At 37.2% G+C, this 26,259-nt stretch carries 24 protein-coding genes and 1 tRNA gene; 1 reads left to right on the top strand and 24 read right to left on the bottom strand.

Annotated features, from left to right (window positions below):
• Positions 1–801: 801 nt before the first annotated feature.
• The 15 genes from lysS to FEU33_RS18380 form a co-directional block, all read right to left on the bottom strand.
• On the bottom strand, positions 802–2,292 hold the full coding sequence (gene lysS / locus FEU33_RS18450; RefSeq protein WP_146550939.1) for a lysine--tRNA ligase: 1,491 nt from the start codon (positions 2,290–2,292) through the stop codon (positions 802–804).
• 388 nt (positions 2,293–2,680) lie between these two features.
• Positions 2,681–3,700 (bottom strand): tRNA dihydrouridine synthase DusB, encoded by a 1,020-nt coding sequence (gene dusB, locus FEU33_RS18445; RefSeq protein ID WP_425328624.1) that lies wholly within the window; start codon positions 3,698–3,700, stop codon positions 2,681–2,683.
• A gap of 165 nt (positions 3,701–3,865) precedes the next feature.
• Positions 3,866–4,405 (bottom strand): 2-amino-4-hydroxy-6-hydroxymethyldihydropteridine diphosphokinase, encoded by a 540-nt coding sequence (gene folK, locus FEU33_RS18440; protein WP_146550937.1) that lies wholly within the window; start codon positions 4,403–4,405, stop codon positions 3,866–3,868.
• Positions 4,402–4,770, bottom strand: coding sequence for a dihydroneopterin aldolase (gene folB / locus FEU33_RS18435; protein WP_146550936.1), 369 nt, complete (start codon positions 4,768–4,770; stop codon positions 4,402–4,404). Before folB ends, folK begins: the two co-directional genes overlap by 4 nt.
• A 351-nt stretch (positions 4,771–5,121) precedes the next feature.
• The gene (folP, locus tag FEU33_RS18430; protein ID WP_244951078.1) at positions 5,122–5,949 is read right to left on the bottom strand and encodes a dihydropteroate synthase; all 828 of its coding nucleotides are present in this window, start codon (positions 5,947–5,949) and stop codon (positions 5,122–5,124) included.
• A 5-nt stretch (positions 5,950–5,954) separates the two neighbouring features.
• On the bottom strand, positions 5,955–6,794 hold the full coding sequence (pabC, locus tag FEU33_RS18425) for an aminodeoxychorismate lyase (RefSeq protein ID WP_146550935.1): 840 nt from the start codon (positions 6,792–6,794) through the stop codon (positions 5,955–5,957).
• Positions 6,791–7,375, bottom strand: a complete 585-nt coding sequence (gene pabA / locus FEU33_RS18420; RefSeq protein WP_146550934.1) for an aminodeoxychorismate/anthranilate synthase component II — start codon at positions 7,373–7,375, stop codon at positions 6,791–6,793. The genes pabC and pabA overlap by 4 nt, the downstream gene beginning before the upstream one ends.
• Positions 7,372–8,763 (bottom strand): anthranilate synthase component I family protein, encoded by a 1,392-nt coding sequence (locus tag FEU33_RS18415; RefSeq protein ID WP_146550941.1) that lies wholly within the window; start codon positions 8,761–8,763, stop codon positions 7,372–7,374. Before FEU33_RS18415 ends, pabA begins: the two co-directional genes overlap by 4 nt.
• A 304-nt stretch (positions 8,764–9,067) precedes the next feature.
• Positions 9,068–9,997: a cysteine synthase A gene (gene cysK / locus FEU33_RS18410; protein WP_146550933.1), complete on the bottom strand. Its 930-nt coding sequence runs from the start codon at positions 9,995–9,997 to the stop codon at positions 9,068–9,070.
• A gap of 212 nt (positions 9,998–10,209) precedes the next feature.
• Positions 10,210–11,100, bottom strand: a complete 891-nt coding sequence (gene hslO / locus FEU33_RS18405; RefSeq protein WP_146550932.1) for an Hsp33 family molecular chaperone HslO — start codon at positions 11,098–11,100, stop codon at positions 10,210–10,212.
• Positions 11,093–11,881, bottom strand: a complete 789-nt coding sequence (locus tag FEU33_RS18400) for a type III pantothenate kinase (RefSeq protein WP_146550931.1) — start codon at positions 11,879–11,881, stop codon at positions 11,093–11,095. The genes hslO and FEU33_RS18400 overlap by 8 nt, the downstream gene beginning before the upstream one ends.
• 114 nt (positions 11,882–11,995) lie before the next feature.
• Positions 11,996–14,017, bottom strand: coding sequence for an ATP-dependent zinc metalloprotease FtsH (gene ftsH / locus FEU33_RS18395; RefSeq protein ID WP_146550930.1), 2,022 nt, complete (start codon positions 14,015–14,017; stop codon positions 11,996–11,998).
• Between the two features lie 129 nt (positions 14,018–14,146).
• Positions 14,147–14,689: a hypoxanthine phosphoribosyltransferase gene (gene hpt / locus FEU33_RS18390; RefSeq protein ID WP_146550929.1), complete on the bottom strand. Its 543-nt coding sequence runs from the start codon at positions 14,687–14,689 to the stop codon at positions 14,147–14,149.
• Between the two features lie 30 nt (positions 14,690–14,719).
• On the bottom strand, positions 14,720–16,129 hold the full coding sequence (gene tilS / locus FEU33_RS18385) for a tRNA lysidine(34) synthetase TilS (protein WP_146550928.1): 1,410 nt from the start codon (positions 16,127–16,129) through the stop codon (positions 14,720–14,722).
• A gap of 15 nt (positions 16,130–16,144) precedes the next feature.
• Complete coding sequence (locus FEU33_RS18380) at positions 16,145–18,553, bottom strand: SpoIIE family protein phosphatase (RefSeq protein ID WP_186731487.1); 2,409 nt, start codon at positions 18,551–18,553, stop codon at positions 16,145–16,147.
• Positions 18,554–18,737: 184 nt separating this feature from the next.
• Here FEU33_RS18380 and FEU33_RS18375 point away from each other — a divergent pair.
• A tRNA-Met gene (locus FEU33_RS18375) sits at positions 18,738–18,811 on the top strand.
• Between the two features lie 310 nt (positions 18,812–19,121).
• On the opposite strand, the gene FEU33_RS18370 is transcribed toward FEU33_RS18375, so the two are convergent.
• The 9 genes from FEU33_RS18370 to yabN all read right to left on the bottom strand — a co-directional run bounded on the left by FEU33_RS18370 (position 19,122) and on the right by yabN (position 26,256).
• A complete protein-coding gene (locus FEU33_RS18370) occupies positions 19,122–19,553 on the bottom strand; it encodes a S1 domain-containing RNA-binding protein (RefSeq protein ID WP_146550926.1) in 432 nt (143 codons plus the stop codon).
• Between the two features lie 116 nt (positions 19,554–19,669).
• Entirely contained in the window at positions 19,670–20,086 is a 417-nt protein-coding gene (locus tag FEU33_RS18365) for an FtsB family cell division protein (protein ID WP_146550925.1), read from the bottom strand.
• A gap of 76 nt (positions 20,087–20,162) precedes the next feature.
• The gene (gene yabQ, locus FEU33_RS18360; protein ID WP_146550924.1) at positions 20,163–20,621 is read right to left on the bottom strand and encodes a spore cortex biosynthesis protein YabQ; all 459 of its coding nucleotides are present in this window, start codon (positions 20,619–20,621) and stop codon (positions 20,163–20,165) included.
• Positions 20,618–20,917, bottom strand: a complete 300-nt coding sequence (yabP, locus tag FEU33_RS18355; RefSeq protein WP_146550923.1) for a sporulation protein YabP — start codon at positions 20,915–20,917, stop codon at positions 20,618–20,620. Before yabP ends, yabQ begins: the two co-directional genes overlap by 4 nt.
• Before the next feature lie 123 nt (positions 20,918–21,040).
• Entirely contained in the window at positions 21,041–21,718 is a 678-nt protein-coding gene (locus tag FEU33_RS18350) for an HAD family hydrolase (protein WP_244951077.1), read from the bottom strand.
• A gap of 422 nt (positions 21,719–22,140) precedes the next feature.
• Entirely contained in the window at positions 22,141–22,404 is a 264-nt protein-coding gene (locus tag FEU33_RS18345; RefSeq protein WP_146550921.1) for a hypothetical protein, read from the bottom strand.
• Between the two features lie 251 nt (positions 22,405–22,655).
• Positions 22,656–23,924 (bottom strand): helix-turn-helix domain-containing protein, encoded by a 1,269-nt coding sequence (locus FEU33_RS18340; protein WP_146550920.1) that lies wholly within the window; start codon positions 23,922–23,924, stop codon positions 22,656–22,658.
• Between the two features lie 573 nt (positions 23,925–24,497).
• Positions 24,498–24,782, bottom strand: coding sequence for an RNA-binding S4 domain-containing protein (locus FEU33_RS18335; RefSeq protein WP_146550919.1), 285 nt, complete (start codon positions 24,780–24,782; stop codon positions 24,498–24,500).
• Entirely contained in the window at positions 24,769–26,256 is a 1,488-nt protein-coding gene (gene yabN, locus FEU33_RS18330; RefSeq protein ID WP_146550918.1) for a bifunctional methyltransferase/pyrophosphohydrolase YabN, read from the bottom strand. Before yabN ends, FEU33_RS18335 begins: the two co-directional genes overlap by 14 nt.
• Positions 26,257–26,259 lie beyond the last annotated feature (3 nt).

Raw genomic sequence — 26,259 nt, 5'->3', positions numbered from 1 at the left:
TTCGTCCTGAGCCAGGATCAAACTCTCCATAAAAGTTAAGTTTGAAAGCTCATTTGCTTTGCTAGCGTATCATCCGAAGATGATATCTATTTTATCTTTGTCACTAACGGAGGTTAGTGAACAAATTTTATTGATTAACGTCTTGCTTGTTCAGTTTTCAAGGTTCATATTTCATCACTTATCAGCGACTTAGTTATTTTAACATAACAATATTTGCTTTGTCAAGATTTTTTAACTTCTAAGTTTCTGATAAATAAGTCGCAATTCTTCAACAGCAACTTATATACTATATCATCTTCATTTTTTAATGTCAATGATTTTTTAAAGCTAACAAGTTAAGAAAATTAGCAACTCAATTAATATAACACTATATCATTACATATGCAAGTGAAATTATTAAAATAAAAATCTACATCGGCACTTCACCTTCGCTAAAAAACATATGCTCCTGTCGCTTTGCTTTCGTCGCAGGAAAACATAGTGCTCCTGTCGCTTTGCTTTCGTCGCAGGAAAAACATGTACTCCTGCCACTTCGCTTTTGTTGCAACAAACAGCTGCTAAATAAAGTGAAGATTCCATCAGTGGGGGTTTTCTTCATCCCCTACTGATGGTTAGCTAAACCAATCGGACTTTTATGGGCAGTTGATCCCACCTACCTTTCTCGTTTATCTCTACATCTTGAAGTGGGGGTCTTACTGCCCGTTAAAGCGGGATAAATGAAGATTGATAAACAGCAAAAAACGACGTTCTCAAATGAAAAGAACGTCGTATCAGTATAAAATCTATTTGTGAATCATTTCATTAGTCACGTGAACGCATTAATGGGAATAATAACACATCGCGAATAGATTGAGCGTTTGTCAAAAGCATGATCAAACGGTCTACGCCGATTCCTAAACCACCAGTAGGGGCCATACCATATTCTAATGCTTCTAAGAAATCTTCATCCATTTCATGTGCTTCATCATTACCTTGTTCTTTTTCACGTAATTGCGCTTCAAAACGTTCGCGTTGGTCAATTGGATCATTTAATTCTGTAAATGCATTTGCATGTTCACGTCGTACGATGAATAATTCGAAACGATCCGTAAATCGTGGATCTTCAGCATTCTTCTTAGCAAGTGGTGAAATTTCAACGGGATGACCATAAACAAATGTAGGTTGTACTAATGTTTCTTCTATCTTTTGTTCAAAGAATTCATTGATAATATGCCCTACTTCCATCGTATCCTTAATCTCTACATGATGCTCATGAGCAAGAGCTTGTGCTTCTTCTTTCGTCATTTCTTTCCAGAAGTCTACACCTGTAGCCTCTTTAACCGCATCTACCATGTGTAGACGTTTCCAGCCTTTAGAAAGATCGATTGTATCTTCACCATATTGAATTTGAGTTGTACCGAGTACTTCTTGAGCAACATGTCCAAATAAATCTTCAGTAAGGTCCATAATATCGTGGAAGTCCGCGTATGCTTCATATAGTTCAAGCAAAGTGAACTCTGGGTTGTGGCGAGTAGATACACCTTCGTTACGGAATACGCGACCGATTTCGTATACCTTTTCAAGACCACCCACAATTAAACGTTTTAAGTATAGTTCAATTGCTATACGCATATACATCGTTGCATCTAATGCGTTATGGTGTGTAACGAATGGACGAGCTGCTGCACCACCTGCTACAGAGTTTAACATTGGTGTTTCAACTTCTAAGTAGCCTTTATTGTCTAAGAAATTACGAATGGAACGGATGATTTGACTGCGCGTAATGAAAGTTGCTTTACTATCTTCATTTGTGATTAGATCCAAATAACGTTGGCGATAACGTTGTTCTACGTCTTGTAAGCCATGGAATTTTTCAGGTAATGGGCGTAAAGATTTAGATAAGAAAGTGAATTCTAGTGCTTTAACAGTTAATTCACCAACGTGTGTTTTAAAGATTGTACCTTTAATCCCTACGATATCACCAAGGTCAGCATGTTTAAAAATATCATAGGCTTCTTCACCAATTGCATCTTTACGTACATAGATTTGGATTTGACCGCCAAGATCTTGGATGTTCGCAAAACCGACTTTACCCTTGCTGCGTTTTGTCATGATCCGGCCAGCGATCGCTACTTGTTCTGGATGTTCATTTTCTTCTAATTCTTCTTTTGATAAATCAGCGTATTGTTTTTTTAATTCGCTTGATAAATGTGTGCGTTCAAAGCGTTGACCGAATGGGTCTAAGCCTTTTTCTCTTATAGAATCCATTTTTTGGCGTCTCACCAAAAGTTGGTCATTTAATTCTTCTGCCACAATTTTCACTCCTTATATTTGTTGCGCTTAGCAGTCCATAATGTATTTATTGTACACAATTTTCATGGATGAATCACGTCTTTCTACTCATTTTCCCTTTAAATCTAACATTACATGTGGGATATAGAGAAAAAAGAAGTGTTCAGAAACTACCATTTAATCATTATTTTTAATAGATTTTTTTCATGTAAAAAGCTTTTTCATATACGAATGGGAGCAATCGCTCACATAAATGAAAGTTTGCTTACGCTTTGGAGGTGTGAGATCTTACTGTCCCTTATACAGGTACAGAGTAGAACAATAGAAAAGTAACGTCATAACTTAGGGGATGTCTAAAAGTGTTAAAAACGCCTTTGAGACATCCCCTCTTTAGAATTCATATAGCCTATTAACCCAATTGGATATAATCGGGAATATTTTCTTGTCCTTCGATTTCCTCGACAAGTTCGTTTAAGATCATGTGCAACTCTAATGCCGTTTCGGCTTGATTAATACGATTACGTGCTTTACCATTGCCTCTTACACCTTTTAAGTACCATGAAGCGTGTTTACGCATTTCACGTACCGCAATGCTTTCTCCCTTAAGTTTCATCAAACGATCAAAGTGCAGTAAACATACATCGATTTTTTCACGAATTGGTGGTTCAGGCATTAGTTTACCCGATTTTAAATATTCAACTGTACGAAAAATCATCCATGGGTTTCCTAATGCTGCACGACCAATCATAACACCATCAGCACCTGTATATTCTAATAGGCGTTTGGCGTCTTCTGGCGTTTCAACATCACCATTGCCGATGAATGGAATATGGATATTCTCTTTTACTTCTTTTAAAATATCCCAATTTGCTTTTCCTTCGTACATTTGAAGACGAGTACGACCGTGCATGGCAATGGCAGATGCCCCAGCGCGTTCTGCAGCTTGTGCATTTTTTACTGCATAAACGTGATCCTCATCCCAACCGATACGCATTTTACAGCTTACGGGTTTGTCAACAGCATCCACAACTGCAGAAACCATTTCATAAATTTTATTTGGATCCAATAACCACTTAGCTCCTGCTTCACATTTAATAATTTTGTTGACAGGGCAGCCCATATTAATATCGATGATATCCGCTGTAGTATATTTATCTACATATCGTGCTGCTTCAACTAATGTTTCTTTGTCGCCACCAAAAATTTGGAGTGAAAGTGGATTTTCACGTTCATCAATATATAGCATACTCATCGTTTTATTATTACGATGAACGATCCCTTTATCTGAAATCATCTCTGCATATACTAGGCCCGCTCCGAATTCTTTCACCGTTAGACGAAATGCCGAGTTACAGACACCAGCCATTGGCGCAAGTACGACACGATTGTCCATGACAATATCGCCAATTTTAAACGGTTTATCGTTCATTAAAGTCACCGTTTTTCCTCCTTAATAGACGATTATGCATTCGTCTTTGGGTTTATATTTATTACTTTATTTCGATATATCCAATAATGATTCCCTAAAAAATCAGCATGTTCTAGACCCGGTTTCTACACAATGAAACGGAGCAATCTGGTTCCTTGAAAGAATCTAACTTAATGAATCCTTTGAGCCCTTGGAAAGGATGAATCCTGATAAATCAGTGGCTATCTTCCATCGTCTGACGCCCTCTTTTCCAACTTGCTCAAGTAGCGCTTGAAATGCTACGCCAATCGTTGGGTGCTTAAGCTCTGGTGCAATTTCCACTAAAGGAACGAGAACAAATGCACGCTCATGCATTCGAGTATGAGGTACAATAAGCGTCTCTGTTTCAATATTGTCATGATTATAGAGTAAAATGTCAAGGTCTATCGTTCGTGGACCCCATCGAATAACACGAACTCTTTTTAATGCTTGCTCCACTTTTTGACATTCTTCCAATAATTCTTGTGCAGCTAATGGCGTATGTACAAGGATCACCATATTTAAGAAAACGTCTTGATCTGTGTAGCCAACTGGGTCCGTTTCATAAATCGATGAAAGTTTCACAACCATGATTGCCGGATGTTGTTGTAATAATTGTACAGCATGACGTAATGTTTCCTCTTTATCCCCCATATTAGACCCTAATGAAATATAAGCCTCATTCATGCAAACACTCCCCTAGTTATTGCTACAGATACTTCTTTGTAGTGACCTGGAATTGGTGGGTCCGGCTTGATAACCTCGACACGAATCCCCTTTACTATATTTGAATATGTTCCTAGTATTTCTGCAGCAATTTTCTCGGCAACTGATTCGATCAATTTAAATGGTTTTCCCTCTACAATTTTTTGGCAAACCTCATAAACTTCTGCATAGCTTACGGTATGATGAAGGTCATCTGTTTCGCCAGCATGGTGTAGATCCGTAGCAATAGACACGGTCACTCGAAAACGTTGCCCTAGCCTAGTTTCCTCCGGCAACACACCATGAAAACTATAGAATTCCATATCTCTAATGTGAATATAATCCATTTTGTTTCTCCTAACATCAGCTTATCGTATTAAATACTTAAAGTTACGCTTTATCAATTATGCCTCAGCGTATTGCGTCCGAATTTTTTCGAGTATGCTTGAAAAGCTCCTCTTTCAAATCCGTGACATCCGCTGGAAGCCATGGTTCAACAGATTTAACACTAAGTTAGTCACTTAGGCAATTCCGCCTGCGCTTTGCTGTTGGCATATAAAACATCTGTTGCTTTATTGCCCCCGCTTTCATGCAGGATATGCAGCTGGGGAGCAATCGCTCATGACTGTTTTTTACATATTGAAGTGAAGAATTATTGTCCATTCATGCAAAGAATTGATTACAATTGACTGTCATTGTTATTTCAACGCATCCATCATTTTCATCATTCTTGCAATCGGTTTTACATCATGTACTCTTACCATATGGCAACCCTTGTCTACTCCATAGCAACAAGTTGCTCCAGTTCCTTCCATACGTTCACTTACTGGAAGATCAAGCACATTACCGATCATACGTTTGCGCGATGTCGCTAGTAATACCGGATATCCCATATCTACAAGACGCGGTAAAGCTTTCATCATCTCAATATTTTGTTCGTGTGACTTAGCAAATCCGATACCTGGGTCTAACCAGATATATTCGTCTTTTACTCCTGCCTTATGGGCAATGTCAACACTTTTCTCTAAATCCCTTTTAGCATCTGCCCAAAAATCTTCTCCATAATCTTCGTTTGTACGATTATGCATTAAAATAATAGGCACATGAAGCTCTGCTGCTACATTCGCCATTTTAGGATCGTATTGTGCTCCCCAAATATCATTAATAATATGTGCACCTGCCTCAATAGCAGCACGTGCCACTTGTGACTTAAATGTATCAACAGAGATTAATACATCGACTTCTGAGCGAATAGCTTTTATTGCCGGAATGATTCGAGAAAGTTCTTCCTCTGCTGAAATAGGAGTATGACCTGGTCGAGTAGACTCTCCACCAACATCAATAATTTTAGCACCATCAGCGACCATTTCTTTGGCATGCTTCACTGCATTTTCAACAGAATCGTATTGACCACCATCTGAAAAAGAATCAGGTGTGACGTTTAAAATTCCCATAACGACTGTTTCATTTGCAAAATCTAACGTGTGACTATCAATTGTTAATACTTTATATTTGTCAAGATTCAATCTTCTTACTCCCTTTCAATAGATGCGATATACATGGTATGTAATTGCCGATAGATGTCTCCTGCATTACCTAGAAAGCATTTTTCGTCCAATTTTTTAATAGGAATCAACTCTTGAATTGAAGTTGTGATAAAACATTCATCAGCCTTTTCTAAATCCTGCGGCCTATACTTTCCTTCATGTATATTTAGTCCAACCTCATGAGCCAAGCGTAATACATGTTGGCGTGTAATACCTGGTAAAATTCCTGTAGAAATAGAAGGTGTATATAGTTCTTTTTTTATTGCCCAGAAAATATTCGAAGTAATCCCTTCTGCTATATGGCCTTCTGCATTAACAAAGAAGCCCTCTAATCCTTTCAAGGAAGGTACTTCAAAACGAGCTCGTATATTATTGGCATAATGGTGGGATTTATAGCGAATGGCCTGCTCTGGTGAATTACGTATCGTATGCAACCAAACTGCATTTTTTTCGTGACCTCTTGAAGCTGTTGGAAGTTCTTTACGAAAAATAATAACATTAGGGTTTGAATAATGTGTTTTACTTAATCCGATACCACCTTCGCCAGCAGAAATATTTAAGCGGAAATAGCCATCTGTTTGTCCATTTCGTTTATTTAATTCTATTATAACATCCCGTAATTCTTCGAAAGTGTAGGACATCGTAATTCGATATTCTTCTAAAGCCCTTTGGATACGTGCGCAATGTTCATTCCAAAGAAAGGGTTTGTCGTTGTATGTACGAAATGTTTCAAAAAAGCCCAATCCATATAAATAACCATGGTCAGTTGGTGAAACAGATAATTCTGTACTCTCAATATACTTTCCATTCATCCAACAAATCATTGTACTCTCTCCTTGCAATAGGTAGTGATAAAATTTTTTAAAAGTTTTTTGCCATCTTGGGTCATGATGGACTCCGGATGGAATTGTACGCCTTCTACTGCAAATTCCTTGTGACGGATGCCCATGATTTCTCCCTCTGCTGTCCAAGAGGTGATTTCAAGACAGCTTGGGAGCGTTTCTTTTTCAACGATTAACGAATGATATCTTGTTGCTGTGTAAGGATTCGATAAATCTTTATTTACGCCTTTATCATCATGATAGATCGCTGATGTTTTACCGTGCATTAAACGGTTAGCACGTATCACTTTCCCACCAAACGCTTGCGCAATCGCTTGATGTCCTAAACATACCCCTAATATGGGAATTTGCCCTGCGAAATGTTGAATGACTTCAAGGCTGATTCCAGCTTCGTTTGGACTACAGGGTCCCGGTGATATTACAATCATTTCAGGCCGCACTTCTTCTATTTCTTCGATACTAATGCCATCATTACGCTTAACAAGCAATTGCTCACCTAGCTCACCAAAATATTGAACTAAATTGTATGTAAAGGAATCATAATTATCAATCATTAAAATCATCGTTCTTTTACTCCTTCCGCCATTGTTTTAGCCTGCCATAGCGCTTTTGCTTTATTGAGTGATTCTATGTATTCGCGCTCAGGCACCGAATCAATAACAACACCTGCACCCGCTTGAATATAGGCTACTCCATTCTTGATAAAAGATGTACGAATAACAATATTTAGTTCAATGTCTCCATTAAATCCGATCCAGCCAATTGACCCCGTATACAATCCGCGTCGCACAGGTTCTAATTCTTCAATTATTTCCATTGTACGTATTTTGGGAGCACCCGTAATGGTTCCTCCAGGGAAAACCGCCCGAATAATTTCTGCATTGCTTTTATCTTTTGACACCTTCCCTCGCACATTCGAAACAATATGCATAACATGTGAATATTTTTCAATCACCATCAATTCATCAACATGAACGGTGCCATATTCAGAAACGCGCCCCAAATCGTTTCTCTCAAGGTCGACAAGCATGATATGTTCAGCACGTTCTTTCTCATGATGGATCAATTCGTCCGCAAGCGTCCTATCTTCAGCGTCATCCTTACCACGTGGACGTGTTCCTGCAATTGGGCGAGTTGATAGGTTGTTTCCATATTTTTGAAGCAATAATTCTGGCGATCCTGATACAATCGAAAAATGAGGTGAAGCGATATACGCCATATACGGAGAGGGATTAAATGTGCGGAGCGCTTCATACATGATGATGGGATCCACATCTACTTTTTGGGCCTGACGGACAGATAAGTTTACTTGGAATACGTCCCCTTGAGCAATATAGCGTTGAATTTGTTCAACAGCCTCCTTAAACTGCTCACATGTCATCGAAACCAAGCGAGAGTCATCATTTTTAACTGCTTGAGCAATTGTATGATTAAAGTAACTTTTTGAACAGTCAGTTTGCCAGCTTTTTGCTAGTTCCTCCACGTCTATATCAGATGTAGATAATTTCATAACAGTTGCCTTTTCATGTTCAACATCTAATACCGTCCAACAATCCACTATATAAAAGTATATATCTGGAATTTGTAGATCATCTTTAGCGATATTCGGAAGTACTTCAATCTTCCGCACATAATCATATGCTATAAAACCAATAGCACCCCCATAAAACGAATCGCTTGGCGCATCAACTTTATATTGTAAAAGCAATTGTTCAACTAATTGGAGGGGTTCCCCTATGTGTATATCTCGTCTACCATCTCGCCAATCGATTTGTAATCCATTTTCTGTAGATTGTACGACAGCAAGTGGATTCCAGGTAGCAATTGTTTTAGTGCCACCTCGTCCACTTTCTAAAAATACACTATGTGTTTCATTTTCTATTCTCTTTTTATAGCTATTAAAAAAGACATCTTTTTGTATTGGAAAAGGTTCAGACTTTATCAGTTGAATGACCAATTGAAAACCTCCATATTCTCTTTCTAAATCTGCTTTCAGTATAACAACACCTATGTATTTAACAAAGTAATAATTTTATCCACTTGATCAATCCATCATGAGACGTAATTGTATATGGATTTTGAATTGTGCTTAAGACCTATGAGATCATTCAGTTAATCACTATGACTGGCACTTTACTTTTGCCATAACAGTATCCATGAACAATTGCTCCAACCTGTACATGAAAAAGTTTTTCCCACAGAAAAAAGAGTACTCATTGTTTTTGAGTACTCTTTCTTAATAGGATAAGTATCAATTAGTCATCATAGCGATATAAAGCTGTACTGAAGTAACGTTCACCTGTATCAGGAAGAAGTGCTAAAACATTTTTGCCTTTTCCTAGGCGTTTTGCTGTTTCAATTGCTGCATACAATGCCGCACCAGATGAAATACCAGCTAACACGCCTTCTTCTCTTGCTACTTTACGAGCTGCATCGAATGCATCTTCATTTGCAACTTGGAAAATAGAATCATAAACTTCTGTATTTAACACTTTAGGAACGAAACCTGCACCAATACCTTGAATTTTATGTGGACCTGGTTTACCACCTGAAAGTACTGGAGAATCTTTTGGTTCTACAGCGATGACTTCAATATTTGGATATTTTTCTTTTAATACTTCGCCAGTACCTGTTACAGTACCACCAGTACCAACACCTGAGATGAAAGCATCTAAGTTTAAGCCTTCGAATGCTTCAATAATTTCTGGTCCAGTAGTTGCACGGTGCGCTTGAACATTTGCAGGGTTTTCAAATTGTTGTGGTACAAACCAGCCATTTTTTTCTACTAGCTCGTTTGCTTTAGCAATAGCACCTTTCATACCATCTGCACCTGGAGTTAAAACAAGTTCAGCACCATAAGCACGTAATAGATTACGACGTTCAACACTCATCGTATCAGGCATGACAATAACAGTTTTATAGCCTTTTGCTGCTGCTACCATAGCAAGACCGATACCAGTGTTACCACTTGTAGGTTCAACAATTGTGCTACCTGGTTTTAATTTTCCTTCTTTTTCAGCTGTTTCAATCATTGCTGCTGCGATACGGTCTTTTACACTGCTGCCTGGGTTAAAATATTCTAGTTTTGCATAAACATTCCCATCGTTAGGTCCTGTTACATGGTTCAATTTTACGATCGGTGTATTGCCAATTAATTCTACTACTGAATTTACTATTTTACTCATCTACTATTCCTCTCCCAATCCCTAGTATTTTAATATGCTTTATTGTCTTTATATTACAACTTTTGAAAATAGTTTGTCAATAAAAATATCTTACGTTTTTAATAAATATAGACTATTTTTGTCTATTCAATGAACCAAATATAATAATATCATTTCAAGTGTATACAAAATTTACACAAAAAGATTTATGAAATTGATTCAAATTATGACAGTTAGTTCTTTTGTGAGTGAATTTCTTCGATAAAACCTTCTAGTTCTTCTTTAGAATAGTGATATTTTTCTTCACAGAAATGACAATGTGCTTCCGCCATACCATCTTCATCTATCATCTCTTGAATCTCTTTTTCACCAAGGCTAAGAATGGCAGCCCCAAAACGTTGTTTAGAACATGTGCATTGGAATTTAACCGGCATTTGATCCAAAATTTGAACATTTCCTTCGCCCAGTACTGCTTCTAAAATCTGTTCCGGCGTATACCCTTTTTGAATCATTTTAGAGATGGGTTCGATGGTTGATAAATGTTCTTCAATTTCTGTAATGGTTTCGTCATCTACACCAGGTAATACTTGAATAATAAAACCACCGGCTGCAAGAATGGTGTCATCCGTGTCCACCAATACACCCAATCCGACAGATGACGGGACTTGTTCAGATTTGGCAAAATAATAGGTGAAGTCTTCTGCAATTTCTCCAGATATGATGGGTACTTGTCCTGTAAAAGGATCGCGCATACCAAGGTCTTTTACAACTGTTACTGTCCCTTCTGTACCAACTGCACGACGAACATCCAGCTTACCTTGTGGGTTTGAATCAAAATGAACTTGTGGGTGTATCGCATATCCACGCACTTCTCCTTTTGCATTTGCACAAACGACCATAGGACCAATTGGACCATTACCATCTACTTTCACCGTAATAGAAGCATCACCTTTTAACATAGCTCCCATCATAACAGTTGCAGTCATTGTTCGCCCAAGTGCCGCAGAAGCGGTAGGCCATGTGTTATGTCGGCGTTGTGCCTCACCTACAGTATCAGTTGTACGAACTGCAAACGCACGGACACTCCCGTTAAATCCAAGCCCTCTTACTAAATAATCAGCCATTCTTCTTCTCCTTTTCTTCATGATTTCTTTTATAAATGATGTTTAATCCCTTTAACGTTAGAAACGGATCAACTATATCAATGATAGTAGATTCTTTTGCAACCAAATTTGCTAGACCGCCTGTTGCAATCACTAATGCATCTTCTCTATCTTGTTGGCGTATGCGTCCAATAATTCCTTCAACTTGTCCTACATAACCATATACAATACCTGCTTGCATAGAAGAAACCGTATTTTTTCCGATAACGTTTTGAGGTGTCGCAATTTCTATTCTCGGTAGTTTTGAACAATGTGTAAAAAGTGCCTCCATAGATATTGTCATCCCCGGGGCAATTGCACCACCCATGTACTCTTTATTTTCATTGATATAACAATATGTTGTTGCTGTACCGAAATCCACAACGATTATTGGGGCCCCATATTCTTGGATAGCTCCAACAGCATTGACAATTCGATCGGCACCGATTTCTCTTGGATTTTCACATTTGATATTGAGCCCTGTTTTTACTCCAGGTCCTACTACTATAGGTTCGATAGAAAAATATTTCCGACACATCGTTTCAAGCGAAAACATGATTGGCGGTACGACCGAAGAAATGATAATACCCTGTATGTCTTTAAAAGATAAGTCTCCATCCATAAACAGAGTTTTAAGCTGCATAGCATACTCATCTTCTGTTTTTAAGGTGTCTGTTTTCATTCGCCAATGGTGTTCAAGATGATCCTCTTTATAAATTCCTATTGAGATATTCGTATTTCCTACATCCATCACTAAAATCATGAAAATTATCCTCACTTATTATGTCATTCTTCATGAATCATAACATATCTACATAGATGAAAAAAAGCTGACTACCTTACTGAATGTAGGAGTCAGCTCTTACTGTTGCAATGATCAATGTTCTTCTTGAATTCCGTCGCTTTTTTGTTCACCGTTAGAATCTTTAGGCAGATCGCTAACTGTCGGATCGGATTTACCGTTTATATCTAATTTTGTTTCTTGAACAATTTTAGCATCAGTAGATTCGATCTCTTGAGCATCGTTTTCGTCTCCAAGTTTATGATTTTTTCTTTCATAAGAGCGTTCTGGAAGCTTACCGTATTTTTCTAAATGCTCGATTTGTTCAGCATCTAATGTTTCAACTTCGAGTAAAGTTGTAGCAATTAGATTTAAAAGATCACGACGTTCTGTCAAAATTTTTCTTGTACGCTCATATTGTTCCTTCACGATTTGTTGCATTTCTTGATCAATTTCGTATGCAATGCGATCGGAATAGTTCTGTTCAGAATTTAAGTCACGACCTAGGAATACATTGCCACCTTGGCTAGAGCCAAATTGCAATTGTCCAAGCTTATCGCTCATACCGTATTCAGTAACCATTGAGCGAACAATACTTGTTACACGTTGAAAGTCATTATGAGCACCTGTTGAAACTTCACCGAAGACAATATCTTCTGATACACGTCCACCAAGTAACCCTGCCACTTTATCTAGTAGTTCTGGTTTTGTCATGAAATAACGATCTTCTTTTGGAAGCATTACAGCATAACCACCAGCTTGACCACGAGGAACGATTGTTACTTTATGCACTTTTTCTGCCTCATCTAATGTCAAGCCTACCACTACGTGTCCGGCTTCATGGAATGCAACAATATTACGTTCTTTTTCCGAAATGACACGGCTTGTTTTGGCAACCCCAGCAATAACACGATCGGTTGCTTCATCAATATCGCCCATATCGATTTTCTTCTTATTTTCACGGGCTGCTACTAATGCAGCTTCGTTCAATAAATTCTCTAAATCTGCACCGGAAAATCCTGGTGTGCGTTGTGCAATTGCCTTTAAGTCTACTGTTTCATCTAATGGTTTTTTACGAGCATGTACTTTAAGTACTGCTTCACGGCCTCTTACATCTGGACGACCTACAGTAATTTGTCGGTCAAAACGACCTGGACGTAATAATGCAGGGTCTAGTATATCTGGTCGGTTAGTTGCAGCGATGATGATGATACCTTCATTTCCACCGAAACCATCCATTTCAACAAGTAATTGGTTCAACGTTTGTTCGCGTTCATCGTGCCCACCGCCTAAACCTGCACCACGTTGACGGCCTACTGCATCAATTTCATCGATGAAGATGATACATGGAGCATTTTTCTTAGCAGTTTCAAATAAATCACGCACACGAGAAGCACCAACACCAACGAACATTTCAACGAAATCAGAACCACTGATTGAGAAGAAAGGAACGCCAGCTTCACCAGCTACTGCTCGAGCCAATAACGTTTTACCTGTACCTGGAGGTCCTACTAGTAGGATCCCTTTTGGAATACGTGCGCCGATTTCATCAAACTTGGTATGGTCTTTTAAGAAATCTACAACCTCTACAAGTTCTTGTTTTTCTTCATCGGCACCAGCTACATCTGTGAAACGAACTTTTTTCTTTTGGTCATCATATAATTTTGCTTTACTTTTGCCAAAGCTCATCATACGATTTCCGCCGCCTTGAGCCTGATTCAACAAGAAGAAGAACAGGATAAAGATGACTATAAATGGAATAATCCCAGTCAGAAATTGAATCCATCCGTTCGATTCTGGAGCCCCTAAAAATTGGATCTTAGTATTTGCTTTCGCTTCTTTATGAATCTCATTCATCAATTCTTGATCATCAAGGGGTATATTGGTAACGAAAGACTCGCCTTTTTTATACCCTTCCATTTCACCTTTTACTACATAGACCGCTTTATCTGGTTGAATTGTAGCTTTAGTTACTTTGCCATTCTCTAATGCTGTAATAAACTCGTGATATTGTATCTCTTTCGTAGGTTGGTTCGCATTATTAAACGTCCCAAAGATCCCGATAATCACGAGGAAAATTAATAAATAAAATATGGTGTATCGAAATATTCGATTCATCCCCAGCCTCCTCACAAGATAAACAGAAAAACTATAGTAAATCTTAACATATGAAGTTTTGGTCGTACAATGAAAAGCCTCTTATTCAAGATGTTTCCTTTTAAAATTGTCTAAAAAGATACATCTTTCTTAAAACGAGTAAACTGATGGCTTTAAAACACCTATATAAGGTAAATTACGGTATTTTTCTGCGTAGTCTAAGCCAAAACCTACTACAAATGCATCTGGAACCTCAAAGCCAACATAATCTGCTCGTAAATTCACCTTACGACCAGATGGTTTATCTAACAAAGTAATGATCTTGATAGATTTTGCTTTACGGTATTTAAATAAATCGACAAGATAGCTTAGCGTAAGACCACTATCAATAATATCCTCAATAATGATAATATCACGACCCTCAACACTAGTGTTCAGGTCTTTAACAATTTTTACCTCTCCTGAAGAAACGGTTGCATTACCATAGCTAGTTACATCCATAAAATCGATTTCTACATAAGAATCAATTCGTTTCATCAAATCTGCCATAAATGGCATTGCACCTTTAAGTACACCCACCAATAATGGAAACTTATCTTGGTATTCTATTGTTAGAGATTCCCCAAGCTCTTTAATCTTGTCTTGTAACTCTTCCTCTGAAATTAATACTTTTTCGATGTCCTTCTGAAGCATCTTTAGTTCCTCCTTGATTATATATAGACACTACAAAGTTTGCTGATCAACGATGAATATTGTATCATCCGTTAATCGTTTGCTATTCGAAAAATAGCTACTTACACGGAGCCCTGGGACGGCAATGACCTCATTGTCATTGGTAACAACAATCGGCCAAATTTCTCTAAGCGCCATTGGAACTTTTTCGTCAATAAAAAGACGGGAAATTCGCTTTTGTATATTTGCTCCAAGCAATTGTATGCGATCTCCATCCATTCTGCCACGAATATGTAATGGTAATGCGAAACATGTTGCATTTACAAAGTAGCTTTTTGCCTGTGATGATATATCTGATGGAATCTTGTCATCCACTTTCCCGATATAAAGGCGCAAACGATTAGGTAATTCAATCCAATGTCCAAATGGCAAAATCTTAGATGTTGGATGAGATGTACTTACCTTTTTCATCAGGATTAACTCATCATATTGGCGAATTGCTTTTGCTCCTTTAGGTAAATCAATCGTCGCATTTCCAGTTGTTGTTCGTACTAGTTTTAGAATGGAATTCCAAAGGGTGTAACTTTGTAACATGATTGTATCTTTATAGAGATAATTTAATAGTAGTAGAATGATTCTCCTTTGTAAAGCAAGCGGCTGATTTTGGAATGTATTTATATTAATTTTCCATAAATCGCTCTGTTTTTCAATCAATACATCTTGCAAAGCTTCCTTAGCCAATGATTGCAATAATTCTTCATCGGCTTGTACTTTTTCAGTATAGTGCATAACCGCTTCTGCTATCTTTGGGTTTTCATTTCTTAATAGTGGAACAACATGGTGTCTCATTCGGTTACGAGTGTAGGAGTCTTTTTTGTTGCTGGAATCCTCTCTATAATCTTGGTTGTAGGCTTGCAAATATTCAAGAATATCCTCTCTAGTTATTGAAAGAAATGGTCGAATCAATTCTCCATTTGCAAATGGTCGACGGCGTAAGATCCCTTGCATCCCAATATCATGCGATCCACGGATCAACGCCATTAAAACTGTTTCGATTTGATCATCTGCATGATGCGCTACGACTAGTTTAGAACTGTTTGTTTCTGTCATGACCTGTTCAAAATAGGTATAGCGCTCTCTTCTACAAACTGCCTGCATATTACCTTGTTCCGCTTCTAAAATAGATGGGATGGGAATATCAGTGGCATATACCGGGATGCCACGTTCCCTGCAAAAAGATTCTACATAATGCCGATCACCAGCTGCATCTTCACCCCTTAACATGTGATTGACATGCACAGCGGCAACAGAAACACCTAATTTCTCTTGCTGATGATGTAAATAATGCAGTAAAGCCATCGAATCGGCCCCGGCGGAGCAAGCTACAAGAAGACGATCTCCTACATGACACAACCTATATTGTTGTATATATTCAGATACTTTTTGCTCGAGTTTCGTCATCTTCTCACCTCATCATTATTTTACCATTCTTTCCCGGGAAATTTCTTGTAAAGTAGGCTTAAATAATGACCAATTTACTGTTTTATGTTGGATTTCAACACATACGATGGTACAATCATCCATTGGCTGATTATTATGACGAAAAGTATTTAAAATTTGGGGACAAATCTCTTGAATAGGAAGATGCCTATGCTGTAATAAACTATTGCGTAATAGCTCTTCTTGTTGCGCCCATGGCATATCCTCAAAAAACAAGCCATCTGTGCACATGAAGATAATATCTCCCGCCTTTAAATTTCTTTGTTCAGCTTCAACTGAAAATGATGTAAACAATCCAAACGGCTCACTGGCACTTTCAACCCTAGTGACTTCTTTTCCTCTTACTAAATATGTTGCCATACTTCCCGCCTTCCAGGACCATAGTTTTCCATGCTGTAGATCGATCAATGCAAAATCCATCGTTGCATACATTTCGTCATCTTGCTTGAGCGACATGACATAATGTAGCGTATGCATAGCTGTTTCAGGTGACATTTGATGATTTAAACATTGCCGCATCAAGCGGATCAGTTTTCTACTTTCTTTATGCGCGCGTTTATCATGACCCATTCCGTCCGATAACAGAATAACGGTCAAACCTGGGTTAAGTGAAAATACAGCATGAGAATCTCCAGAATACATCGTGTTATTTTTAGACATTGATAATACATCATACTGCATCTCAAATCGTATCGCTGATTGGAAAGTGATCTGCAAATGCGCATAAGGCTTTGTCTTCTTGATCGTTTGATGGATTTCAAACGGTTCTTTGAAAACTTCTTGGAGAACTGGTAAGATCAATCTTTCTGAAACCATTTGATCTGTTTCCCATTGAGATTTTTTATATGGAATACAACAAACAATCTTTCTATAACCGGGATCATTCGTCAAAATATCAATTTGAAAGAAATCAATGCCTATTTCTCTAAAGCGATTGGCTAATTGATCTTCTTGTTGTTGGAATGAAACCGTATCGTTTGTCATATCCTTCATAACCTGATCGATATGGGTAGACATATCTCTTAGCTGTAAAGCAATCATCTTCTTACCATGTTGGAATTGACCACTCAACTGTTGTTTTGAAACATATTCTGCCAGAGAATTTAAAAATAATGATGAACGCACACATTTGTTACGGATTTTATCGTCATATTGCAACCTAGAACCATTATGACCAATTGTTTGTGCCATTAACCACTGCTGCATCAAAGGTTCCATTTCTGCTTTTCCCTTTCCCCAACATTTTTCAAATCGATAACAACTTTCACAAGGAGATAGCGGCCTTGCTTCTATCTCCACTTCCTGCTGTTGTTCGGCGATACTAAAGCGATCATTCACCAATTCTTTCATGAAAATAACAAAATCATTGAAATTGGTTAATTTGGTCGTCACTTTTTCAGTAAGCCAGCGCTGCCTTTCCAACAACACATCCTCTTGATTTGGATATAATTGCCGTTGCCAATATTGTAGCCAGCTTTTAGGCATTGTAAAGAATAAAAGAGCTGCTGCGCCTAAGGCTATATAGTATGTGTTATCAATTGGTAATGTGACATCATAGAGTGTAAAAAATGCTGTTGCAATGCCGCTTCCTAACACAATTCCAAAACGTCCTAATTTTTTGCATATTCCTGCACAAAGACCTGTCAAAGCATACACCGCGATCATTCCGCTGAAAGATAAATGAGATAGACTAATAATAGTCCCCATCAAAACAGCAATAGCGGTTGATAATGTAACCCCTCCAACATAAGCGGAGGCCAGTATGATAAACTGTAAAGCTATATACGTAGGAGATAGCACCTTCCAAACCACATTGTTCGTTGCAGTTAGCATGACAGCTAGTACAATTAGTGCCGCTCCTATTCTTTCTAAAGACCAAGAAGCCTTCCACAAAGCTGGCATGGGCAATAAAAGCTGCATTAAAAATAAAGTCATAAAAATGGATAATACACTCTCGTAGCCAACATATACTAGAATCATTGTCGGGGGTTCTGCATGATAAGAAATCATTTGCCATCCCATTTGAGTAAGAAATACGGACAATCCAACTACAAATGAAACAGACCATTTACGGATAAATGTTTTGATCAGTAGTAAAAAGAGAAATAATTCAATGATATGAATAGATAGTTCACCCATCCCTAATGTAACACTACCAATAATTCCTCCGATGAGCGCCCACATAAAATAATCTCGGTGATTCACAAATACAACAGCTAGTGTCGGTAAGAAAAAGGGGACAATCGCTTCAAAAAGGATAGCTTTAGATAAGAAAAAGGCGGCAAAACATAGCGTCATGGCAAAAAGGATAGGGGATTGTTGTTGTAAATTCAAAGCTACTTTCGGAAATGATAGTTTGTTTGATTGTATGAACACTTTTCTCATTGTGACAAAACCTCCATTATATATTTCTGCTAGTATACCTAGAAATTTGTGTAAAGTTTGTCTGTTCCTGAAGGTGCATACAAAAAATCGTTCGACGATAAATAGCATAGACCATATTTTTTTAACAAAAACCGCTTGACACTGAATTATATCCTCTTGTATTATTTATTATGTTGTTTCAAACGGCGGCGTAGCTCAGCTGGCTAGAGCGTACGGTTCATACCCGTGAGGTCGGGGGTTCGATCCCCTCTGCCGCCATACTTTTATATAGTTAGTAAACGAAACTATTTGTAGAACAAACACTAAAAGAAGCTATTCCAAATAGGATAGCTTCTTTTCTTTTGCCTCTTTTGTCGATATTTCATCTATCATTTTTGGCATAATACCCTAGGAAAATAAAATGGCTTCATACAGTGGAGACATATTGTCTGTTAATGTGCGGTAAAGAGTATATTTTCTTATAATTGATTCAATTAAAAAAGACTATTAGAAAATATTTCCTAAGGGTTTCTAATAGTCTCCATCATATCAATAAAACACTTTTTCTACGATTAAAATAGCCAGCAAGTTATCCTCTTCTTGCGCCACGGCCACCGCGTTTAGAATCTTGCGCACGTTTTAATGTAGCAAGACGATCTTCACTATCTTTTAAGAATCGTGCCATTTTTTGTTCAAAGTTTTCTTTTGTTTGACGATGTTCACCACGATCATTTGAACGATGGTTGTTATGGCGTGAACGTTGAGGACGCTCTGGTCGTTCAGCTTGAGGTTTTGCCTTACGGATGGATAAACCAATTTTACCGTCAGCTTCAACATTCATAACTTTCACTTCAACCATTTCTCCAACCTTTAAATGGTCATTAATATCTTTTACGTAGTTGTCAGCAACCTCACTAATATGAACAAGACCTGTTGAGCCATTTGGCAGCTCCACGAATGCTCCAAAATTTGTGATACCTGTTACTTTACCTTGTACCTTGCTGCCTACTTCAATTGACATAAAAAAAATGCTCCTCCTTAAAATTTAAGCGACTTGTTAAGCCTTATAATCAATTTGTAAAACTTTAGTGGTTCTTACCTTTTATTATAGCCAACAAAAAAAGAGTGTCAATAAGACTACTCTTTTGAATTTGTTTTTTTCTTATCTTTTTCTGAGGCTTTTGGGATTGAGAAAATAATTTCCCCATCTTCAGATAAGAATAAATCCTTGCGTGCAAGCTTAGCAATGTAGTCATCATCTTTTAATTTCGCAATTTGGATTTTTAAATCGTCATGTTTCTCTTTTTGTTTTGCTAAATCCTGTTGCAATTCAATTTTTTGCTGTTCTTTCTCTGCCAATACGTGTTTTTGCTTGATCAACATAAAAACAAGGGAACCTGCAATTAATGTAAACACTAGTGTCATTAATGTTAAGCGACGATACAAACCAATTTTACGATTACGGCTTATCATTTTCTTTCGTGTTTCCGTTTTCGTATAATCAGTTGGCATTTGGGTTGTTTTTTTATATGGTTGTTTAGATGTTAGTGGCATGCGGGTACCCTCCTTAAGTATGGTTATTGGCAATCATTTTTATTTACATATCAATGTTATTATATCTAACTTTTACCTATTTTTTAAGAGTTAACTTTTTAATTTTTTTGACAACAAATGCTATTGGAAATGTAATAATCTTGAATATAGCAACGATTAGCCGAATGATTTGTCGTATGAGGCTCGTCAATAAATGCCACATAAAAAATATAGGTTGTATAACCAATCTATCAATCATCCGCCCTATAAAGCGAAAAATTCCTTGCAGACATAACTGGTAAAGGCAAAAACCTGCTAGCTGGGAGAGGAAATCCACAAAATGCCATTCCCCATCCCTCACGATCATCAATAATAGAAATGTGCCAATTCCTAATAGAATCCATGTAGATAATTCAAATATGATGTAGCCTTTTCGCCATAAAGATTTCGGTGGCGCGTAATGACTGAATGTGCGTACTAGATCAATACAAGCTGCTCCGATAACACCACTCGCAATTAGTGCTGCTATGCTAAGGAATTGTTCAGAAACTGTCATCCAAATAATTTATGCAAAATGCTACGAGATAGTCCACTTTCCTCTTCATCATATTGAAGGTTTTTCACAGTTCCTTCTAAAGTGAGCAACCCCTTATCTACATCTAAGTGTACAATCCTTAAATCTTCCCCACGAATTTGGAGATGACCTTGAGAGGTGAGTACTAAAAACTCCTCTTGATCAAACCGTTCAATTGATTTTACAGATGTAACGTCCATTCTTTTGCGATTACGCACCGTTAATAAATGATCTCCTGTTGGAATAGTATAAGTCGCATTATCTTGTTGAAATGTCATTTTCATTTCCCCTCCTTGTCCTTTCTATAACTGTATGCTTGGACATTCTAATATATGAGGGAAAATATAAAAATAGACTTACATGATGAAATTGATAAAATATGTATAGAAAATTCAAAACTGTCAAGCGAGTATTTCCTTTATTTGATCAAGCGTATGAATGGTTATAACATCTGGAGAAGTCTTTTTATGTTTCCTATTTAACCAAATTCCTTTTAAACCTGCTTTCATGCTGCCGATTGCATCTATTTCTAGATTATCACCAATATAGTAACAATTTTCTTTCTGACACCCCGCTCTTTTACAGGCAGCTTCGAATATTTTGGCGTGAGGTTTAGAAAAACCCATTTCACTAGATGCAAAAATATGATGATCGAAATATTCTTTGATGCCTAATGTTTTTAGTTTTTCTGTTTGTTGTTGATTGTCGCCATTCGTAATGATCCCTAGAGAATAACCCGATTCCTTTAAGAACGCTAAACAATTTATGACATCGGCATAAATTGCCCACCTTTGAGTATAAAAGTAAAGATATTCACTAAATTTCTCATCGGCAATTTCATCCGTAAAGTTCTTAGCAAATAATTCTTCCATTCTTTTTCTTCTTTGTTCCTGGAATGTTAATTCTTTTTTTAAATACTTTTCAAAATATTTCTTTGATAGATTACTCCATATATCGGCGAATTCGTCCACAGTATAAGCTAATTCTTTCGTGTATTTATGATAGAAATCCAAAGCTCCCAATGTTTCAGCTCTATCATGATCGAATAAAGTACCATCAATATCAAAAAATATCATCATGATCTCCTCTCATTAACTAGAGTAAATGCTGCATGAACTTTTGTAAGATTGGAAAAAACTAGATAAAGTGAAACTCCATCAGTGGGGGTTTTCTTCATCCCCCACTAAAATAAAGGAACTCAGGTTAAAAGCGCCACGTCCTGTGGCAACACCTGAGTGACCAGCATCTTGTTAGCCCGAACCAATCGGACTTTTACGGGCAGTTGATCCCCCACCTATCTTTCTCATTTCTCTCTATATCTTGAGATGGGGGTCTTACTGCCCGTTAAAGCGGGAAAACAAACAGATGTTTAAAAAGCACCAGCAGCGATTTTTCCTGCGGTGCTCTTTTGATATAGCTATTTGCTCTTAGAGAGTCTTTTATCATCAACGTAGCGCCTCTATTAGAACTAGATAAATTTATATTTTCATCATACTAGAATTTAAGCGATCTCTGGTACTTCATCAAGTGGTTCAACGGTGAATGCAATCTCTGGTACTTCGTCAAGTGGTTCGATATTGAACGCTATTTCCGGTACTTCATCTAACGGTTTGATCTTCAACGCAATATCTGGCACCTCATCAAGTGGTTTGAATAAATTTGTTAATGGTGAAAGAGAGCTTTGAATTTTTTGGCCTAAAGTGTAGTCAACAGATAAAAAGAATGCAGTGAAAACCAAAAGAAGTGAAATGATTGTTTTTTTCATGTTCTTTCCTCCATTTGTATATTTTTTACTCCGTTATAGAAATTGATCGATTTTTTCACTATGTCACTACAGGCGGGCATCCATAGACAAACAGCCCTTACTTCTCTCGCTACGTTGAAATGGAAGATCTTATTTTGCTTGTCTCTCCTGTTAATGCCACCGCCTTTCGCTTCATGAACAAAAAGTATTCTATATCAACATTGCACTATAACAGAGCCTTATGAAAGTAAAACTTCACCCAGTGGAGGTTACTACCCATTAACGTGGAATAAGTAAGCTTGTTGAAAATACTCTGCAGCTGCTTTATACTGGCCGTTTTTATACAGATATCCCCCATACATGTTGCTATAATAACTAAAATTCTTGTGATCATGCTTCTCTTTAAAAAAAGCTAAAGATTCTTTTACATTCTTTTCATTAAATTTTTGGTCCAGTAATCCTTTAAACATCGTCAAATGATATTTATATTCTTGATACCGAATATTACTTGGATTAAGTATACTTTCAACAAATAGAATCCAGTTTTTTAACTCTTCTTGATGAGATGGATAACCATTTTTGGAGAGTTCTTTCAGTATATAAAGTACTGAGACGATTTTTTTCGTATCGTCATTTTTATGCTGGATACTTTTTTTAAAGTATTCGATTGCTTTCTCACTATCATTTTGAGCGGAATATAGCACGCCTAAATTGTGATAGATAATACCTTTAAATTGATCAAGTTGTAGTTCATTTGTTATTTTGATGGCTAAAGAATAACTATCTTGAGCTTTTCGTAGCCAATTAGCATTTTTGTAACATATCCCCAAACATATATAGCATTCAACAGCCCTAGCCATATAAAAATGACTCGTAAAATAATGGAGAGCTGTATTTATTGATTCAATCGCTTTTATGACTTCATGATCTGCCATATAAATCATGCCACTAATAAAATGGAGATCAGCTTCTTCCGCTAAGGAAATTGAAAAATTCTTTTCGTTTATTTTATTTAAAAAGAAAATCGATTTTTTTATATCTAGATTTTGATAATAGTAAATCGCTTGTAACTTGAAGAGTAAATATTGTTGAAAATCATCTAATCTATCATCAATACTTAGCAGCCATTTTAGGTACTTGCCACAATTGTCTTTATCATTTAACGTTAAAAACAATCTTAACAAAACTAAGTTTTTATAAATCAACAACGAAGAGCTTGCAGATAGCGAGGTAAATTGATCTTGTATGCACTTAATTTTTTCTTTCGCATATTTCTTGTCTTTGTTAATGGTGAGTTCTTTGTATATCGTTAATAAATCTTCCTGTATCTTCTTTTCTTCTTCTATCGAAGGAGTTTCCAAAGAATCAATGGCTATATCCAGTCTTTTTAATAATAGAGCAATTACTTCCTGACTAGCCTTCGATGTGTTATTCTCTATCTTACTAAGATAAGAGACCGAGCAAATTCCCTTTGCCAAGGTTGATTGCTTCATATCTTGTTTGATTCTTTCTTCTTTGATAAGAAATCCTATATCATTCATCTTAAAACGTCCCTCCTTACTTTTGTACTATTTTTTATTGGGAAAATGAATCTCGTTTTTCTATAAATATAGCGTTATTTGCCCTATCGATTTCCCAACTTCCGATTATATATTTTCATTATATATAGTGTTATATTTGTGTTGTACAAATAATTTTACACAATACCAGTAAAATTTTATGCTGGCGCCTCCTGATCATATAAACTTGTGTAGCTCTTGAACAACTCCTCTACTGTAGCACGCACTTGATATAAGACGATATGACAACGTATGGCGAAAACGTTGGGCCATTATCTTTTAAAAGGCATAGGGAAGCGCTCCAGCACCTTCTTTGAAATTATTTTCTTCTCTGAATATATGATTAATTTATTTGGGATCGAATATCTATAGATTTGTGTTTTTGCATTTTATCACTTTATATTGAAAGAGAGTAGCGTAAAACTTCATACAGTAAGGATTTTCTTCTTCCCTTACTATGTATTCATTCATCTAATAGAACTGGCTACCCTTTAATACGAAGCAAAATAAAAACAACGATTTTCCATAAATATGGCGAATCGTTGTTTTTTTATTTTAATCGTCTATAAACTGAGGTTCGATTTTGTCTAGTTTTTCTTCTTTTAAAATCGTAAACATTTTGGCTGCATCTTCTTTTCGAACGATGTCTTTTAGTTCTTCGACACGGACTGTGACGATTTTTTGCCCAAAACGAATGGCTAGTTCATCGCCTACTTTTACCGCACTGCTTGCTTTTACTACCTTGCCATTAATCGTAATACGCCCTTGATCTGCCACTTCTTTTGCTAATGTACGTCGTTTGATCAGGCGAGAAATTTTTAAAAATTTATCTAATCTCATCAATGATCCCCTTTTCTTTTTGCTTTGCTTGCTGCCAAAATTGATCTAATTCTTCTAGTGAATAAGCTTTAAAATCTTTTCGGCCTGCCATTACTTGTTTTTCAACATAACCAAATCGCTTCGCAAATTTAGTATTTGCGTGAAGCATTGCATCTTCCGCAGAAATTTTATAGACACGTGCTAAATTGACAAGTGTAAAGAGAATATCCCCAAATTCATCTAATCTAGTTTCTTGTGTACCCTTTTCGATCTCTTGGCGGAACTCTTGCCATTCTTCCTCTACTTTATCCCAAAAGCCTTTCGTATCAGGCCATTCAAATCCTACTTTTGCTGCTCTACGTTGATAGTTATAGGATGTCTGCAAGGAAGAGGTTGCACGATATTCCCCTTTTAATAGAGATTCTGTATGACCGTCATCTTGATGTTCTTTTTTCTTGATCTTTTCCCAGTTAGCATTAACATCTTCCACACTCTCTACATGCACACCACTAAACACATGCGGATGTCGGCGAATCATTTTCCCTGCGACACCTTCTAGAGCATCTTCTAAGTTCCAATAACCAGCATCCTCAGCGATCTGTGCTTGTAGAAATACTTGGAGTAATACATCACCAAGTTCTTCAATCATATGTTCATCGTCTTGCTCATCGATAGCTTGCAAAAATTCATGCACTTCTTCGAGCATATACCGTTTTAAGCTTTCATGTGTTTGTGCTCGATCCCAAGGGCAGCCGTCTTGCGGATCACGTAAAGTGGTAATAATATCACGGAATGTTGACCATTCGCGAAGGGCCTCTTTTTGTTCTTTAACGGGTGGAACATAGACCGTTGTTAGATTATTCAACTCTGCAACATGATCTAACTCATGTAATGGCACAGTACGGATTCTTTCATCCTTTGATCCAGCAGCTGTTATGATCGTTACCGGATATTCTGGTGGATATTTTTCCAATAATGTGAGTTTAACTTCAGAAGCACTAAAAGGGTCATACACTTGTGCAATCAATAAATGTTTATACATACTTACTTGATGAATCGAGAAAGTCGTTCCATTGACAAGCTCAAAACCATCAATCGGATCAATACGAAGCGCACCAAAAACGGCATCTAGAAAACTTTGGCCCCCTTCTATTTTAAGCTGAACTTTCCCTTCTTTTTCTGCTTCGATCAATAGTTGCACAGTCATTTCTGCCATTAATGGATGCCCTGGAACAGCATAAATAACATCTTCTGTTTGTACATACTTGAGTAGTGTTGCAACAATTTCCTCATATACAGGTAGGAAATCATCGTGTTTTTCGTAAATGGCATCGAAGCTTTCAAATTGAATTCCTTCATTTGCTAGTTCATCTAGTACAGCATGTTCCTTTGTCCGAACACAAATTTTCTTCGCTTGTTTTAATTGTCGATAGACGCCAATCGGAAGCTGTTCAAAATCTCCTGCGCCTAATCCAATAACCGTAAGTTGATGCATACT

This window comes from Rummeliibacillus suwonensis, from assembly GCF_007896435.1.
Lineage (GTDB): Bacteria > Bacillota > Bacilli > Bacillales_A > Planococcaceae > Rummeliibacillus > Rummeliibacillus suwonensis.
Note: the sequence above shows the minus strand (reverse complement) of the source record. Positions and strands in the feature narration are given on the sequence as shown.

Coding starts and splice junctions, on each gene's coding strand:
- folK (WP_146550937.1), bottom strand. CDS start 4,405: ATGAATGAGGCTTATATTTCATTAGGGTCTAATATGGGGGATAAAGAG.
- FEU33_RS18365 (WP_146550925.1), bottom strand. CDS start 20,086: ATGCCACTAACATCTAAACAACCATATAAAAAAACAACCCAAATGCCA.
- hpt (WP_146550929.1), bottom strand. CDS start 14,689: ATGCTTCAGAAGGACATCGAAAAAGTATTAATTTCAGAGGAAGAGTTA.
- hslO (WP_146550932.1), bottom strand. CDS start 11,100: ATGGCTGATTATTTAGTAAGAGGGCTTGGATTTAACGGGAGTGTCCGT.
- yabQ (WP_146550924.1), bottom strand. CDS start 20,621: ATGACAGTTTCTGAACAATTCCTTAGCATAGCAGCACTAATTGCGAGT.
- FEU33_RS18340 (WP_146550920.1), bottom strand. CDS start 23,924: ATGAATGATATAGGATTTCTTATCAAAGAAGAAAGAATCAAACAAGAT.
- yabP (WP_146550923.1), bottom strand. CDS start 20,917: ATGACATTTCAACAAGATAATGCGACTTATACTATTCCAACAGGAGAT.
- FEU33_RS18350 (WP_244951077.1), bottom strand. CDS start 21,718: ATGATGATATTTTTTGATATTGATGGTACTTTATTCGATCATGATAGA.
- tilS (WP_146550928.1), bottom strand. CDS start 16,129: ATGACGAAACTCGAGCAAAAAGTATCTGAATATATACAACAATATAGG.
- dusB (WP_425328624.1), bottom strand. CDS start 3,700: ATGAACGATAAACCGTTTAAAATTGGCGATATTGTCATGGACAATCGT.
- FEU33_RS18400 (WP_146550931.1), bottom strand. CDS start 11,881: ATGATTTTAGTGATGGATGTAGGAAATACGAATATCTCAATAGGAATT.
- yabN (WP_146550918.1), bottom strand. CDS start 26,256: ATGCATCAACTTACGGTTATTGGATTAGGCGCAGGAGATTTTGAACAG.
- pabC (WP_146550935.1), bottom strand. CDS start 6,794: ATGATTTGTTGGATGAATGGAAAGTATATTGAGAGTACAGAATTATCT.
- ftsH (WP_146550930.1), bottom strand. CDS start 14,017: ATGAATCGAATATTTCGATACACCATATTTTATTTATTAATTTTCCTC.
- FEU33_RS18335 (WP_146550919.1), bottom strand. CDS start 24,782: ATGAGATTAGATAAATTTTTAAAAATTTCTCGCCTGATCAAACGACGT.
- cysK (WP_146550933.1), bottom strand. CDS start 9,997: ATGAGTAAAATAGTAAATTCAGTAGTAGAATTAATTGGCAATACACCG.
- FEU33_RS18380 (WP_186731487.1), bottom strand. CDS start 18,553: ATGAGAAAAGTGTTCATACAATCAAACAAACTATCATTTCCGAAAGTA.
- folB (WP_146550936.1), bottom strand. CDS start 4,770: ATGGATTATATTCACATTAGAGATATGGAATTCTATAGTTTTCATGGT.
- pabA (WP_146550934.1), bottom strand. CDS start 7,375: ATGATTTTAATGATTGATAATTATGATTCCTTTACATACAATTTAGTT.
- FEU33_RS18345 (WP_146550921.1), bottom strand. CDS start 22,404: ATGAAAAAAACAATCATTTCACTTCTTTTGGTTTTCACTGCATTCTTT.
- FEU33_RS18370 (WP_146550926.1), bottom strand. CDS start 19,553: ATGTCAATTGAAGTAGGCAGCAAGGTACAAGGTAAAGTAACAGGTATC.